At 73.8% G+C, this 12997-nt stretch carries 12 protein-coding genes; 6 read left to right on the top strand and 6 right to left on the bottom strand.

What is annotated here, in order from left to right; all coding sequences use genetic code 11:
- Positions 1 to 132: 132 nt before the first annotated feature.
- The 5 genes from acs (at position 133) to ACGF0D_RS07500 (ending at position 6436) form a co-directional block, all read left to right on the top strand.
- A complete protein-coding gene (acs, locus tag ACGF0D_RS07520) occupies positions 133 to 2091 on the top strand; it encodes an acetate--CoA ligase (protein ID WP_392868217.1) in 1959 nt (652 codons plus the stop codon).
- Positions 2092 to 2493: 402 nt separating this feature from the next.
- Positions 2494 to 4005: a Na+/H+ antiporter NhaA gene (gene nhaA / locus ACGF0D_RS07515; protein WP_392914278.1), complete on the top strand. Its 1512-nt coding sequence runs from the start codon at positions 2494 to 2496 to the stop codon at positions 4003 to 4005.
- 211 nt (positions 4006 to 4216) lie between these two features.
- Complete coding sequence (locus ACGF0D_RS07510; protein ID WP_392868223.1) at positions 4217 to 4693, top strand: phage holin family protein; 477 nt, start codon at positions 4217 to 4219, stop codon at positions 4691 to 4693.
- 229 nt (positions 4694 to 4922) lie between these two features.
- On the top strand, positions 4923 to 6041 hold the full coding sequence (locus ACGF0D_RS07505) for an alpha/beta fold hydrolase (protein ID WP_392914277.1): 1119 nt from the start codon (positions 4923 to 4925) through the stop codon (positions 6039 to 6041).
- 185 nt (positions 6042 to 6226) lie between these two features.
- Positions 6227 to 6436, top strand: coding sequence for a hypothetical protein (locus ACGF0D_RS07500; RefSeq protein ID WP_392868227.1), 210 nt, complete (start codon positions 6227 to 6229; stop codon positions 6434 to 6436).
- Between the two features lie 140 nt (positions 6437 to 6576).
- On the opposite strand, the gene ACGF0D_RS07495 is transcribed toward ACGF0D_RS07500, so the two are convergent.
- The 4 genes from ACGF0D_RS07495 to nth all read right to left on the bottom strand — a co-directional run bounded on the left by ACGF0D_RS07495 (position 6577) and on the right by nth (position 10394).
- Positions 6577 to 7278: a metal-dependent hydrolase gene (locus tag ACGF0D_RS07495; RefSeq protein ID WP_392868230.1), complete on the bottom strand. Its 702-nt coding sequence runs from the start codon at positions 7276 to 7278 to the stop codon at positions 6577 to 6579.
- Positions 7279 to 7511: 233 nt separating this feature from the next.
- Positions 7512 to 8699: a MarP family serine protease gene (locus tag ACGF0D_RS07490; protein WP_392914276.1), complete on the bottom strand. Its 1188-nt coding sequence runs from the start codon at positions 8697 to 8699 to the stop codon at positions 7512 to 7514.
- A gap of 46 nt (positions 8700 to 8745) precedes the next feature.
- A complete protein-coding gene (locus ACGF0D_RS07485) occupies positions 8746 to 9519 on the bottom strand; it encodes an NUDIX hydrolase (protein ID WP_392914275.1) in 774 nt (257 codons plus the stop codon).
- Positions 9516 to 10394 carry an endonuclease III gene (gene nth, locus ACGF0D_RS07480; protein ID WP_392868237.1) on the bottom strand — a complete coding sequence of 293 codons (879 nt, stop codon included), beginning with the start codon at positions 10392 to 10394 and terminating at the stop codon, positions 9516 to 9518. The genes ACGF0D_RS07485 and nth overlap by 4 nt, the downstream gene beginning before the upstream one ends.
- A 212-nt stretch (positions 10395 to 10606) precedes the next feature.
- Here nth and ACGF0D_RS07475 point away from each other — a divergent pair, with 212 nt between their 5' ends.
- Positions 10607 to 10747: a hypothetical protein gene (locus ACGF0D_RS07475; RefSeq protein WP_392914274.1), complete on the top strand. Its 141-nt coding sequence runs from the start codon at positions 10607 to 10609 to the stop codon at positions 10745 to 10747.
- A 22-nt stretch (positions 10748 to 10769) separates the two neighbouring features.
- On the opposite strand, the gene ACGF0D_RS07470 is transcribed toward ACGF0D_RS07475, so the two are convergent.
- The gene (locus ACGF0D_RS07470) at positions 10770 to 11270 is read right to left on the bottom strand and encodes a MarR family winged helix-turn-helix transcriptional regulator (protein WP_392914273.1); all 501 of its coding nucleotides are present in this window, start codon (positions 11268 to 11270) and stop codon (positions 10770 to 10772) included.
- Positions 11271 to 11312: 42 nt separating this feature from the next.
- Complete coding sequence (locus ACGF0D_RS07465; protein WP_392914272.1) at positions 11313 to 12965, bottom strand: FUSC family protein; 1653 nt, start codon at positions 12963 to 12965, stop codon at positions 11313 to 11315.
- Between the last annotated feature and the right edge of the window lie 32 nt (positions 12966 to 12997).

Genomic DNA, 12997 nt, shown 5'->3' with positions numbered 1-12997 from the left:
CAAAGGTCTACACCAATTCCCAGGAGCCTCTTGTCAACTGCCCCGTTCGCCTGGTGAGCTGTGCGCTGGGACACACGGGACAATCCCCACGCACGGGATCGCCCCCGATCATGACTCGATGAGGAGTGCGCGTTGAGCAACGAGAGCCTGGCCAACCTGCTCAAGGAGGAGCGGCGCTTCGCCCCGCCGGCAGAGCTCGCCGCAGCCGCCAACGTCACCGCGGCCGCGTACGCGCAGGCCTCCGAGGACCGTCTGGGCTTCTGGGCCGAGCAGGCCCGCCGCCTCACCTGGGCCGTCGAGCCGACCGAGACCCTCGACTGGTCCAACCCGCCCTTCGCCAAGTGGTTCGCCGACGGCAAGCTCAACGTCGCGTACAACTGCGTCGACCGCCACGTGGAGAACGGCCTGGGCGACCGGGTCGCCATCCACTTCGAGGGCGAGCCCGGCGACGGCCGTTCGATCACCTACGCCCAGCTCAAGGACGAGGTCTCGCAGGCGGCCAACGCGCTGCTGGAGCTCGGCGTCCGCAAGGGCGACCGGGTCGCCGTCTACCTGCCGATGATCGCCGAGGCGGTCATCGCGATGCTCGCCTGTGCCCGGATCGGCGCCACCCACTCGGTGGTCTTCGGCGGCTTCTCCTCCGACGCCGTCGCCTCCCGCATCCAGGACGCCCAGGCCAAGCTCGTCATCACCGCCGACGGCGGCTACCGCCGCGGCAAGCCCTCAGCCCTCAAGCCGGCCATCGACGAGGCACTCACCAAGGCCGACGGCGTCGAGCACGTCCTGGTGGTCCGCCGCACCGGGCAGGACATCCCGTGGACCGAGGGCCGCGACGTCTGGTGGCACGAGATCACCGCGCGCCAGTCCACCGAGCACACCCCCGAGGCGCACGACGCCGAGCACCCGCTGTTCATCCTCTACACCTCGGGCACCACCGGTAAGCCCAAGGGCATCCTGCACACCTCGGGCGGCTACCTCACCCAGGCCAGCTACACCCACCACGCGGTCTTCGACCTCAAGCCGGAGACCGACGTCTACTGGTGCACCGCCGACATCGGCTGGGTCACCGGCCACTCGTACATCGTCTACGGCCCGCTCTCCAACGGCGCCACCCAGGTCATCTACGAGGGCACCCCGGACACCCCGCACCAGGGCCGGTTCTGGGAGATCGTCCAGAAGTACGGCGTGACCATCCTCTACACCGCGCCGACCGCGATCCGCACCTTCATGAAGTGGGGCGACGACATCCCCGCGAAGTTCGACCTGTCCTCGCTGCGCGTGCTGGGCAGCGTCGGCGAGCCGATCAACCCGGAGGCGTGGGTCTGGTACCGCGAGCACATCGGCGGCGGCCGGTGCCCGATCGTGGACACCTGGTGGCAGACCGAGACCGGCGCCATCATGATCAGCCCGCTGCCGGGCGTCACCGAGACCAAGCCGGGCTCGGCCCAGCGCGCCCTGCCGGGCATCGCGGCCACCGTGGTGGACGACAACGCCGTCGAGGTGCCGAACGGCTCCGGCGGCTACCTCGTGCTCACCGAGCCGTGGCCGTCCATGCTCCGCACCATCTGGGGCGACGACCAGCGCTACATCGACACCTACTGGTCGCGCTTCGAGGGCCGCTACTTCGCCGGCGACGGTGCCAAGAAGGACGAGGACGGGGACATCTGGCTGCTGGGCCGGGTGGACGACGTCATGCTCGTCTCGGGCCACAACATCTCCACCACCGAGGTCGAGTCGGCCCTGGTCGGCCACCCGTCCGTGGCCGAGTCCGCCGTGGTCGGCGCGACCGACGCGACCACCGGTCAGGCCATCGTCGCCTTCGTGATCCTGCGCGGCAGCGTCGCCGACAGCCCCGAGCTGGTCGAGGAGCTGCGGGCGCACGTCGGCCGCACGCTCGGACCGATCGCCAAGCCGAAGCAGATCAAGGTGGTCGGCGAGCTGCCGAAGACCCGCTCCGGCAAGATCATGCGCCGCCTGCTGCGCGACATCGCCGAGGGCCGCGAGGTCGGTGACACCACCACCCTGGCCGACAGCACGGTGATGAGCCAGATCCAGGCCCAGCTGCCGTCCTCGGACAACGGCAACGGCTGAACCCACCCGGCCGGTGACGGCCGAGCCCCTTGAGACAACGGCTGTGCCCCGGGCGGCGACCACCGCCCGGGGCACAGCCGTTTCCCGCAGCCGTTTCCGCAGCTGTCTCCCGCAACCGTTACCGCAGCCGTTTCCCACAGCCGGATCCGACAGCCGCTACGTCAGCACCCCCGCGACCGCTGCACCCCCGTGACCCCTGCGCCCCCGGGGTGCAGAACCAGTCCACAGGGTTTAAGTCCTTTGGTAGGACAATCCGGATGTCACCCAAACCCCCGCTAGACTATTAAGGACGCATCAAGATCCTTGACAGGAGTCGCGGGCGTCACAGGGCGCGCCGGGAAGTCTGGTCGGCAACTGCACCACCCGTGCATCCGTTGCCGCTCCCAGCCCCAGGAGGTCCCCGTGACCGATCAGCCGCCCGTCCACGAGCCGACGACCCGCCGCCGGCAGTTCCTCGGTCGGCTGTCACTACCCGAGCGCACCTTCATCACCGACGCCCTGCGCACCGAGACGGTCGGCGGCATGCTGCTGCTGGGCGCCGCCGTCGTCGCGCTGATCTGGGCCAACGCCTGGCCGCAGGCCTACCAGAGCGTGCTCGACTACACCGTCGGCCCCTCCACCCCGCTCCACCTCGACCTCTCCCTGGCCACCTGGGCCAAGGACGGCCTGCTGACGATCTTCTTCTTCGTCGCCGGGATCGAGCTCAAGCGCGAGTTCGTCGCGGGTGAGCTGCGCACACCCAGTGCCGCGCTGCTGCCCGTCGTCGCCGCCGTCTGCGGGGTGGCGCTGCCCGCGATCCTCTACGTCCTGGTGAACTCCGGCAGCGGTGGGCACCCCGGTGGCTGGGCGATCCCGACCGCCACCGACATCGCCTTCGCGCTCGGGGTGCTGGCCGTGGTCGGCAGCCACCTGCCCTCCCCGCTGCGCGCCTTTCTGCTCACCCTGGCGGTGGTCGACGACCTGATCGCGATCCTGATCATCGCGATCTTCTACAGCCACGGCATCAAGTTCTGGGCGCTCGGCCTCGCCGTCGCCGGCCTGGTGCTGTTCTGGTTCCTGCACCGGCGCGGCGTCCACGGCTGGTACCTCTTCGTACCGCTGGCCTTCGTGACCTGGGCGCTGATGCACGAGAGCGGCATCCACGCCACGGTGGCGGGCGTCGCGATGGGCCTGATGCTGCGCTGCCACCGGGAGGGCGACGAGCAGCACTCCCCCGGCGAGCACATCGAGCACCTGGTCCGCCCGCTCTCGGCCGGCCTGGCCGTCCCGGTGTTCGCGCTGTTCTCGGCCGGGGTGGCCGTCTCCGGCCCGAAGCTGCGCGAGGTGTTCACCCAGGCCGCCCCGCTCGGCATCGTGATCGGCCTGCTGGTCGGCAAGTCGATAGGCGTGTTCGGCGGCGCCTGGCTGACCGCCCGGTTCACCAGGGCCGAGCTGAACCCGCAGCTCAAGTGGGCCGACATGGTCGCGGTCTCGGTGCTCGCGGGCATAGGTTTCACCGTCTCGCTGCTGATCAGCGAGCTGGCCTTCCCGGACGACCCGGCGCTCGCCGCCCGGGCGAAGACGGCCGTGCTGGTCGGCTCGGTGCTCGCCGCGGTGGTCGCCACGGTGCTGCTGAAGCTGCGCAACCGGCACTACCGCGCACTGTGCGAGGAGGAGGACCGCGACCTGGACGGGGACGGCATCCCGGACATCTACCAGGAGGACGACCCGGCCTGGCGGGCGCGGGTCGGCGAGTTCGCCCACCGGGCCGGCGAGAAAAACGGCCCCGACCCGAGCCCCGACCCGAGCCCCGACTCCGGCCACGCCTCCGACCCGGGCTCCGGCTCCGACTCCGGCTCCGACCCGGGCACCGCCTCCGACCCGAACTCCGGCTCCGGCTCCGGTTACCGGGGCCGCCCCGGACAGCCCGACTGAGGCGCCCGCAGGCCCCCGGCGAAGGCGCCCGGAAGCCTCCCGCCGCCGGGACACGTCCCTCCCGCGGGGCCCCGGAGTGGTGTCCGACTGACCGGTAGGGGCATGATTCTGAGCTGTCGACAACCCACAGACGCCTCCGGGACCCCCCACCGGCCCCGGAACCGCTACCCGCGGCGGCGTCACGCCGCACAGCCGCAGAGGAGAACAGCTGATGCCCACAGGAGCCGCAGACCCGTCCAGCAACGGCCGGGCGCCCTACGAGGGCGAGCGTTCGGTGGGGCAGCTGTTCGCGGCGGCCACCGCCGACCTGTCCGCGCTGGTCCACGACGAGATCGCGCTCGCCAAGGCCGAGATCCGGGCGGACGTCAAGCGCGGCGTCTCCGGCGGCGTCTCGCTGATCGTCGCCGGCGTGGTGGCACTGTTCTCCATCCCGATGCTGAGCGCCGCGGCGGCCTTCGGCATCCACGCGCTGGGCCTGTCGCTGGGCTGGTCGTTCCTGGTCGTGGCGGGCGCCTACCTGCTGCTCGCGGTGCTGCTCGGGATGCTGGCCTGGCGCTCGTTCAAGAAGATCGAGAAGCCGGTCCGCACCATCGAGGGCGCCCAGAAGACCGCCGACGTGCTGAAGAACGCCCGGCCGCGCCCGGCCACCCAGGAGGAGATCGACCGGGCCTTCGGCCGCATCCCGTAACCGGCCCGGCCTACCGACACACCAGGCCCACCGACGCACCGGTACAGCGCGCACCGGCACACCGGACGCCCCGGACGCCCCGGGCCCGCCGAGGCGGCCGGGGGCCCCGGCGGCCCCGACGGCCCCAGTGGCCCCAGCGGCCCCGCATCAACAAGCACCGAAGGCGCCGAACCCGCCGACAGCGAGTGCCGGGCACGTGTCGGGCCCGCGGATGTGACACGCTCTCGGTATGCCGCTTGACCAGAAGCCCGTGCCCGCGCAGCCGTCCGCCGACTCCGGCCCCGACTCCGGCGCCGGACTCACCCCCGGGGGCTCCGTCGGCCCCGACGAGCCCGGCGCCGCCCCCGAGGGCACCGGCCCCGAGGGCACCGGCCTGGCACCCGCGCGGGAGCCCGACCGGGAGCCCCGCGCGGCGGCATCCGCCGGGTCCCCGGCGAACGACGCCGAGGCCTGGAGCATCCGGCAGCCCGGCCCGTGGACGCACCGCGACCTCGCGGCCAACGGCGCCCGCTTCCACATCGCCGAGCTGGGCTCCGGCCCGCTGGTGCTGCTGGTGCACGGCTGGCCCGAGTACTGGTGGGCCTGGCGGCACCAGCTGACCGCGCTCGCCGAGGCCGGCTACCGCGCGGTGGCGCTCGACCTGCGCGGCATCGGCGGCAGCGACCGCACCCCGCGCGGGTACGACCCGGGCAACCTCGCCCTGGACATCACCGGGGTGATCCGCTCGCTCGGCGAGCGCCGGGCCCACCTGGTCGGGCACGCGGCCGGCGGCACCCTGGCCTGGGTGGCGGCGGTGATGCGACCGTCCGTCATCCAGAGCCTCACCGTGGTCTCCGCCGCGCACCCGAGGGACCTGCGCCGGGCACTGCTGACCGACCGCCGACAGTTCGCCGCCTTCGAGCACGTGCTGGGCTTCCAGCGGCCGTGGATACCCGAACGCCGTCTGGTGGCCGACGACGCCGAGCTGGTCGGCCGCTACCTGACGTCCTGGACCGGCCCGAACGGCCTGGACGAGGCCGCGGTGCACGCGTACCGGCAGGCGATCCAGATTCCCAGCACCGCGCACTGCTCGATCGAGCCGTACCGCTGGCTGCTGCGCTCGATGGCCCGGCCGGACGGCATCCAGTTCGCCCGGCGGATGAAGAAGCCGATCACCGCGCCGACCCTGCACGTCCAGGGCGCGGCGGACCCGGTGCTGCTGTCGCACACCGCGCTCGGCGGCGGCGAGTACGTCGCGGCGCCGTACCGCTGGCGGCTGCTGCCGGGGGTCGGGCACTTCCCGCACGAGGAGGCGCCGGAGGAGTTCACCGCCGAGCTGCTGGACTGGGTCGGCCGCCACAAGGAGTGACCCGCGCGGGCCCGGCACGGGGCCCGGCGCAACGCCCGGCACGGGGACCGACACGTACGTACGGTCGGGCGGAAGGGCCATTGGCCCCAACTCCCTTATCTTGTCGCTCATATGACAACCGCATAGGCCAATTTCGGCGAAGCCCGGGCGGTTACCTCCACCGACCCAGGGGCATCCATTCCGGTATGAGTTGGATGCCCGAAAGCGGCGGCGCCCCGCGCGGCCGACGTCACAACAGCCCCCAGCGCTCCGCCCACCGCCCCGATCGGGCGGACGACCTCGGCTTCGACGGCCCCGACGGCCGTCAGCGCTCGGAGCGGCGGCAGCTCGGCATCCCCCGCATCCTCGGCCGGCGCGCCCGCTGGGTGGGCGCACGACTGCGGCGCGAGACCTGAGGCCTCGCGCCGCATCCGTCCACCGGCCGAACGCACCGGCCACCTGCACCGGCCGAACGCACCGGCCACAAACGCCGGGCCGCCCACACCGGGCCACACACCGGCCGCCCACAGGCCGAGCGCCCCGCCCGGCACCCCGTTCAGTTGACGATCGTCGGCGACAGCGCGGTGAACCAGAGCAGGACGAAGGTCGCCACCGACATGATCGGCACCAGCACCTTGGTCTCGACGCTGTTGCCGCTGCGCTTGATCAGCACGACCTCGTAGCGCTCCTTGTGCGGCCAGAGCAGCGGCGCGCCCTTCTTGGTCAGGCAGTCGCCGAGCAGGTGCGCCAGCGTGCCCAGTGCCACCGCGTACGGCAGCCAGCCGGGCGAGTTGGGCATCCAGGTGTTCATCCCGAAGGTGCCGAGCGCGGCCAGACCGATGACGGTGATCCACGCCTCCGGGCCGTCGCCCGGCGGGCAGAGCCGCAGGGCCCGGATCGCGAGCGCCAGCAGGAAGAAGGTCATCCCGAGGGTGAAGTTGCGGCCCAGGTAGGTGACCCCGGCCCAGGTGCCGCCGCCCATCAGCCCGACGAACAGCAGCGAGTGGGTGGCGTGCCGGTGGCCGCCGGAGATCCAGGCCACGAAGCGGCAGAGCACCTTGGAGACCGGCCCGAGGAAGTTGGCGATCGAGCCGTCGTGGTGGTCGAGGTCGGGCAGCAGGGCCGCGCCCGCGCACAGCACCGTACCCATCAGTATGTCCGCCGGCTGCAGCGTGGTGTGCAGCAGCAGCGGGGGCAGGAAAGGGGCCGAGGCGGCGTACAGCATCGCCCCGCTCACCGCGTGCGAATGACCCATCATCGGACTGCCGGTCCCTCCCGTCGGCCCACACCGGGACGGCGCCCGGTTGAGCCGAACGGGTGAGCGCGGCCGACGCTACCAGGGCCACCTGACGGAGCGACGGATATCGGACGGTCCGGCCCGGCGCGCCCGCCGGCTGCTCCCGCACCCTCCCCGACCGCTCCCGGAGCCGGGCCCGCACCTTCCCCGACCGCTCCCGGAGCCGCTCCCGCGCCCTCCCGGCCCCCGCCCGGTCAGAGCGCGCAGCCCTGGGTGTCCACCCGGGCGGTCGCGGCGCCGCCCTGCTCGACGTCCTCGCGCACCTCGGACGCGGTCAGCACGTAGCCGGTGTCCGCGCTGTCCAGGGACTTGGCGAAGACCACGCCGTACACCTCGCCGTCCGGGGTGAGCAGCGGGCCGCCGCTGTTGCCCTGCCGGACCACCGAGCGCACCGAGTAGACGTCGCGGACCACCTGCCCGCGGTGGTAGATGTCCGGGCCGTTGGCCTGGATCCGGCCGCGGATGCGGGCCGGCTGGACGTTGAAGGCGCCGTTCTCCGGGAAGCCCGCCACGATCGCGCTGTCGTTGGTCTTCGCCTCGCCCGCGAAGGCCAGCGCGGGCGCGTTCAGCTTGGGCACGTCCAGGACGGCGATGTCGCGCTGCCAGTCGTAGCGGACCACCGTCGCGTCGTACAGCTGCCCGACGCCGCCGATCTGCACGGTCGGCTCGTTGACCCCGCCGACCACGTGGGCGTTGGTCATCACCCGGTGCGGGGCGAAGACGAAGCCGCTGCCCTCGAGGGTCTTGCCGCAGGAGGTCGCGGTGCCGACCACCTTGACCAGGCTCTGCCGGGCCCGCGCCACCGCCGGGCTGGCGGCCAGCGCGGGGTCGGGGCTGTCGACCTGGGTGATCGGCTCGTGCTCGAAGGGGTTGAAGACCTGCGGGAAGCCGTTGCGGGCGAGCACCTTGGAGAAGTCCGAGAACCAGTTCGGCGCGTCGTCGGGCAGCGCGTTCTGCACCCCGCCGAGGACCGCCGAGGAGCGGACCTGCCGGGAGACCGTCGGGAGGGACGCCCCGGCCAGCGCCGAGCCGATCAGCCAGGCCACCAGCAGCATCGAGACGACGTTCACGACCGCGCCGCCGCTCGCGTCCAGCACCCTGGCCGGGCGCCGCCCGATGTGCCCGCGCAGCTTCCAGCCGTAGTGCGCGGTGATCGCCTGGCCGATCGCGGCGAGGACGATCACCACCACGACCGCCACCACCGAGGCCGTCGTGCCGGGGCCGATGTGGTCGAGCACCAGCAGCGGCAGCAGCTCGACGGCGAGCAGGCCGCCGCCGAGGAAGCCGACCAGCGAGAGCACGCCGACCACGAAGCCCTGCCGGTAGCCCGACACGGCGAATGCCACGGCCGCGGCGATCAGCAGCACATCCAGGACGTTCACTCGGACACCCTCCCACGGTCCGCGCGCCGGACGCGCCGACGGCCGGTCACGAAGCGTCGGCGTCGCCGCCCGGCAGCACCCGGGAGTGTTCGAGGTCGCCCCGGACCAGCGCCAGCGCGTCGTCCGGGAGGTCGACGATCCGGGACGGGTCCCAGGGCAGCTCCAGGCCGCTGTGGTGCAGCACCCGGTCGATCACCCCGGCGGTGAAGCCCCAGACCAGCCGCCCGGCGACCGAGAAGGCCGGGCCGAGGTGCCCGGACGGCTGGCGCAGCCGCACCCGGTTCGCCGGGTCGGCCAGCTCCGTGATGGGGACCCGGAACACCGCGCCGGTCTCGGCCGTGTCCACCGGGCGCACCGGCGTCTCCTCGCGCCACCAGCCGAGCACCGGGGTCACCACGAAGCTGCTCACCGGGATGTACAGCCGGGGCAGCTCCGCGAACACCTGCACCCCGGCCGGGTCCAGGCCGGTCTCCTCCCAGGCCTCGCGCAGCGCCGCCGCGATCGGGCCCGGGCCGTTCGGATCGCCGTCCTCCGGGTCCAGCACACCGCCCGGGAAGGACGGCTGCCCGGCGTGCGAGCGCAGCGAACGGGCCCGCTCGATCAACAGCAGGTCCGGCCCCTGGGGCCCCTCGCCGAACAGCATCAGCACGGCCGCCGGACGGCCGCCCTCGGCCGGCGGCAGGAAGCGGCTCAGCTGCTCCGGCAGCACCCGCTCGGCCGCCACCCGGACCGGCTCCAGCCAGGCCGGCAGCCCGTCCGGCTCGATGCCCCGCGCGACTCCCCCGGCTTCCGGCCCGGGGTGCCCGCACCGCCCGCTCACGCGTCCACCGCCAGGTCCGCGACCCGTCCCTGGTGGACGGCGGCGTCCGCGCGGGCGGCCGCCTCACCGGGGAAGTCGGCCGGCGGCCGCAGCCGCTGCCCGGGCTGGCCGCCCATCTCGTACTTCAACAGTTTGCGTGCCTTCTCCGGGTCGGTCTCCCCCTCGCCGTACGAGGGGCAGAGCGGCGCGATCGGGCACGCGCCGCAGGCGGGCTTCTGGGAGTGGCAGATCCGGCGGCCGTGGAAGACCACCCGGTGCGAGAGCATCGTCCACTCCGACTTCGGGAAGATCTCGGCGACGGCCGCCTCGACCTTCACCGGGTCCTCCTCGGTGGTCCAGCCGAACCGTCGGGCCAGCCGCCCGAAGTGGGTGTCCACGGTGATGCCGGGAACACCGAAGGCGTTGCCGAGGACGACGTTGGCGGTCTTGCGGCCGACGCCCGGCAGGGTCACCAGGTCGGCCAGGCGGCCCGGGACCTCGCCGCCGAACTCGTCGCGCAGCGCTATCGAGAGGCCCAGCAGCGACTTCGCCTTGTTCCTGAAGAAGCCGGTCGGGCGGATGATCTCCTCCAGCTCCTCCGGGTTCGCCGCCGCCATGTCCTCCGGCGTCGGGTACTTCGCGAACAGCGCCGGGGTGGTCTGGTTCACCCGCAGGTCGGTGGTCTGCGCCGACAGCACGGTGGCCACCAGCAGCTGGAAGGGGTTCTCGAAGTCCAGCTCCGGATGCGCGTACGGGTACAGCTCCGCCAGTTCGCGGTTGATCCTCCGGGCCCGACGCACCATCGCCAGGTGCGATTCCGGCTTCCTCGGCTTCACCGCCGCCTTCTTCGCCACCGGCTTCTTCGCCGCGGCCTTCCGGACCTTGCTCTCTGCCATGCACGAAGGCTACGCCGACCGGCGGACCGCTCGTGGCCGATCAAGCACGGAAACCGGCCCTGGCAAGGCCTGTTGTCCGATGAACTCCGCCCGCGGCCGTCACCTGTGAGGGGGAGGGCGCGGAGGATCAGGGCCCTGCCGCCGGAGGGCCCGGGCACGGTGCGCGGCGCGTTGACGGCCCTCCTACGGCCCTCCTCGCGTACGAGGAGGACGTGGAGCTCGTCGCCGTCCCGGAGGCCGGTCACACCGGACTGGTGCGCCGCGCCCGCCTGCGCGCCGCGTTCGCCGCCCGCGCGCTCGGTCTCCCCGGCAAGGACGCCCGGGCACCGCCGGCGCCGGGGCAGCGGCGCTGACGCCTCGTCACCCCCCGGCGGCTCAGCCCAGGGTGCGGCCGATCGTCCCCTCGAGGCTGTTCAGCAGCCCGCTGAGGGCCTCGGCGAGCCGGTCCTGCTCGGCAGGGGTGAGGCCGGCCAGCAGGGCGCGGTCGTAGGCGACGAGTTCCTGGATCAGTCCGTCCACCAGCGTCCGGCCCTGCTCGGTGAGCGCGAGGTGGGCGACCCTGCGGTCCCGGTCGTCGGTGCGGCGGCTGACCAGGCCACGCTCCTCCAGCAGCCGCAGCCGCTTGGTGACGGCGGCGCCGGAGGCGAAGCTCTCCCGGGCCAGCTGGGTGGGGGTCAGCTCGCGGTCGAGGCGGAGCAGGGCGCCGAGGATGTCGAACTCGGCGCGGGTGAGGCCGGCCCGGGTGAGCGGGTCGGGGGTCTGCTGGAGCAGCGCGGCGCAGCGGTTGATCCGGCCGAGGACGGCGATCGGGCCGGTGTCCAGCCCCGGGTAGGCCCGTTCCCACTGGCGCAGCACACCTGCGACGACGTCCTCCACGCGTGCTGCTCCCGTTCTGCGGCCTGCCGATCGGCTTCGATCCTAGGCCGTGTCCGGCAGGGGCCCGGCCGGGTCCGGAAGGCGGCCGCGGCCGCGGCGTTCCAGCAGGGCGGCCAGCAGGTGGTGGGCCCGCTGCTCGGTGGCGGTGGCGCGCTGGTGCGGGAGGTCGGGGCGGCGCCACTCACCGGCGGCGGTGTCGGTGGCCTCGCGCAGTTCCAGCAGGGCGGTGGCGAGGCCGGTACGGGCGACGCGCTCCTCCGGGGCGCTCGCGGCCTGGTCGGCTCGGACGGCGGCCAGCGCCCGCTGTCCGGCGGCCTCGGCTCCGGCCAGGGCGCGGGCCAGTCGGGCGGCGGTGCGGCGGTTGGTGACCAGCAGGCAGGCCGCGAGGCCGGTGAGCGCGCCGACGCAGGTGTCCAGCCAGCGGTCGGCGACCAGCGCCCCGGCCGGCTGCGGGCCCGCGAACTCCGTCATCAGCAGCGCCAGCGGGGTCACGAAGACCGTCGCCAGCCAGTAGCTGCGGGCGATCGTCGCCTCCGCGCCGAACTGGCAGACCAGCCCGAGCCCGATCAGCGCCGCCGGGCCCGAGTGCGCGAGGGGCAGCGCGGCGGTGAACAGCAGCAGGCCGAGCAGGTTGCCCAGCACCCGCTGCAGGGCGCGCTGCCAGGACAGCGTGCTGTTGGCCTGGAACACCGAGGCCGCGGTGACCACCGCCCAGTACGGCCGGCCGACGCCGAGCGCCAGCGAGAGCCACCCGGCGGCGGCGCAGCCGACCGCGACGCGCAGCGCGATCGGCAGCAGCGCCGACCCGGGCCGCAGCGCCCGCCGGAGCGGTGGCCGGGGGCCGGGGCGGCGGGCGGCCGGCTCGGCGGCCTCCGCCTCGGTGAGGTCCGGCGAGGGCAGCGGGCGGCCGCGCCGCAGGTCGCGGGCCCAGCCGAGGTACCGCGCGGCGTCCTCGGGCCGGGCCGGTCCGGCCAGTGCGGCCTCCGCGCGCACCAGCAGCCGCTCGGGCGCGTCGCCGAGGGCGCGCCGCCGGGCCGGGGCGGAGAGCGCGAGGCTCCGCCAGGCCGCCTCGACCGCGCCGACCAGGGCGGTACGGGCGGCGGCGTCCGGCGCGCCGGGCCCGGTCCGCAGCAGCCGGGCGGCGGCCTCCAGCGCGCGGGCGGTGGTGATCCGCTCCGGCCCGTACGGGCGCACCAGGGCCAGGGCCATGCAGACCAGCCAGGCCAGGGCGGCGCCGAGCACGGTGAGTGCCAGGTGCGGCGGGACTTCGGCGAGCCGCTGCGGGACGAAGGCGCAGCTGGCGGAGGTGAAGGTGATGATCAGGCTGCCGGGCGGGCCGACCCTGGCGGCGTCGCAGAGCAGCTTGTGCAGGGCGGCGAGCGCCGCCGCCACCGCGACCAGGACGGCGGCGTCCCGGGTCAGCGCGGCGGCGGTGAGGGCGGCGGCGGTGCTGAGCACGGTGCCGAGCAGCACGCCGGCCAGCGTCCGGGCCCGGGCCCGGTAGGGCAGGCCATGCCCGTAGAGCGCGCCCAGGCCGCCGGCCGAGGTGTAGAGGGCGAGGTCGAGCCGGCCGAGGCCGAACAGGGTGAGGTTGAGCGCGCCCAGGGTGACCACGGCGCTGAGCGCGGGCTTGTGCCAGCCGTCTCCGGCCGGACCGACCCGAACTGCCTGACGAAACTGGGCGGTTGTGACCATACAAAAAGATTAGCAGGTAATTTACCTGTAAA

The sequence above is a fragment of the Kitasatospora sp. NPDC048298 genome, assembly GCF_043201465.1.
Lineage (GTDB): Bacteria > Actinomycetota > Actinomycetes > Streptomycetales > Streptomycetaceae > Kitasatospora.
This window is presented reverse-complemented; position numbering and strand designations above follow the sequence as displayed.

Bases quoted from the DNA above. Each gene is read 5' to 3' on its own strand.
- ACGF0D_RS07500 (WP_392868227.1), top strand. From the start codon at position 6,227: ATGAGTTGGATGCCCGAAAGCGGCGGCGCCCCGCGCGGCCGACGTCAC.
- ACGF0D_RS07465 (WP_392914272.1), bottom strand. From the start codon at position 12,965: ATGGTCACAACCGCCCAGTTTCGTCAGGCAGTTCGGGTCGGTCCGGCC.
- ACGF0D_RS07495 (WP_392868230.1), bottom strand. From the start codon at position 7,278: ATGATGGGTCATTCGCACGCGGTGAGCGGGGCGATGCTGTACGCCGCC.
- ACGF0D_RS07510 (WP_392868223.1), top strand. From the start codon at position 4,217: ATGCCCACAGGAGCCGCAGACCCGTCCAGCAACGGCCGGGCGCCCTAC.
- nth (WP_392868237.1), bottom strand. From the start codon at position 10,394: ATGGCAGAGAGCAAGGTCCGGAAGGCCGCGGCGAAGAAGCCGGTGGCG.
- ACGF0D_RS07505 (WP_392914277.1), top strand. From the start codon at position 4,923: ATGCCGCTTGACCAGAAGCCCGTGCCCGCGCAGCCGTCCGCCGACTCC.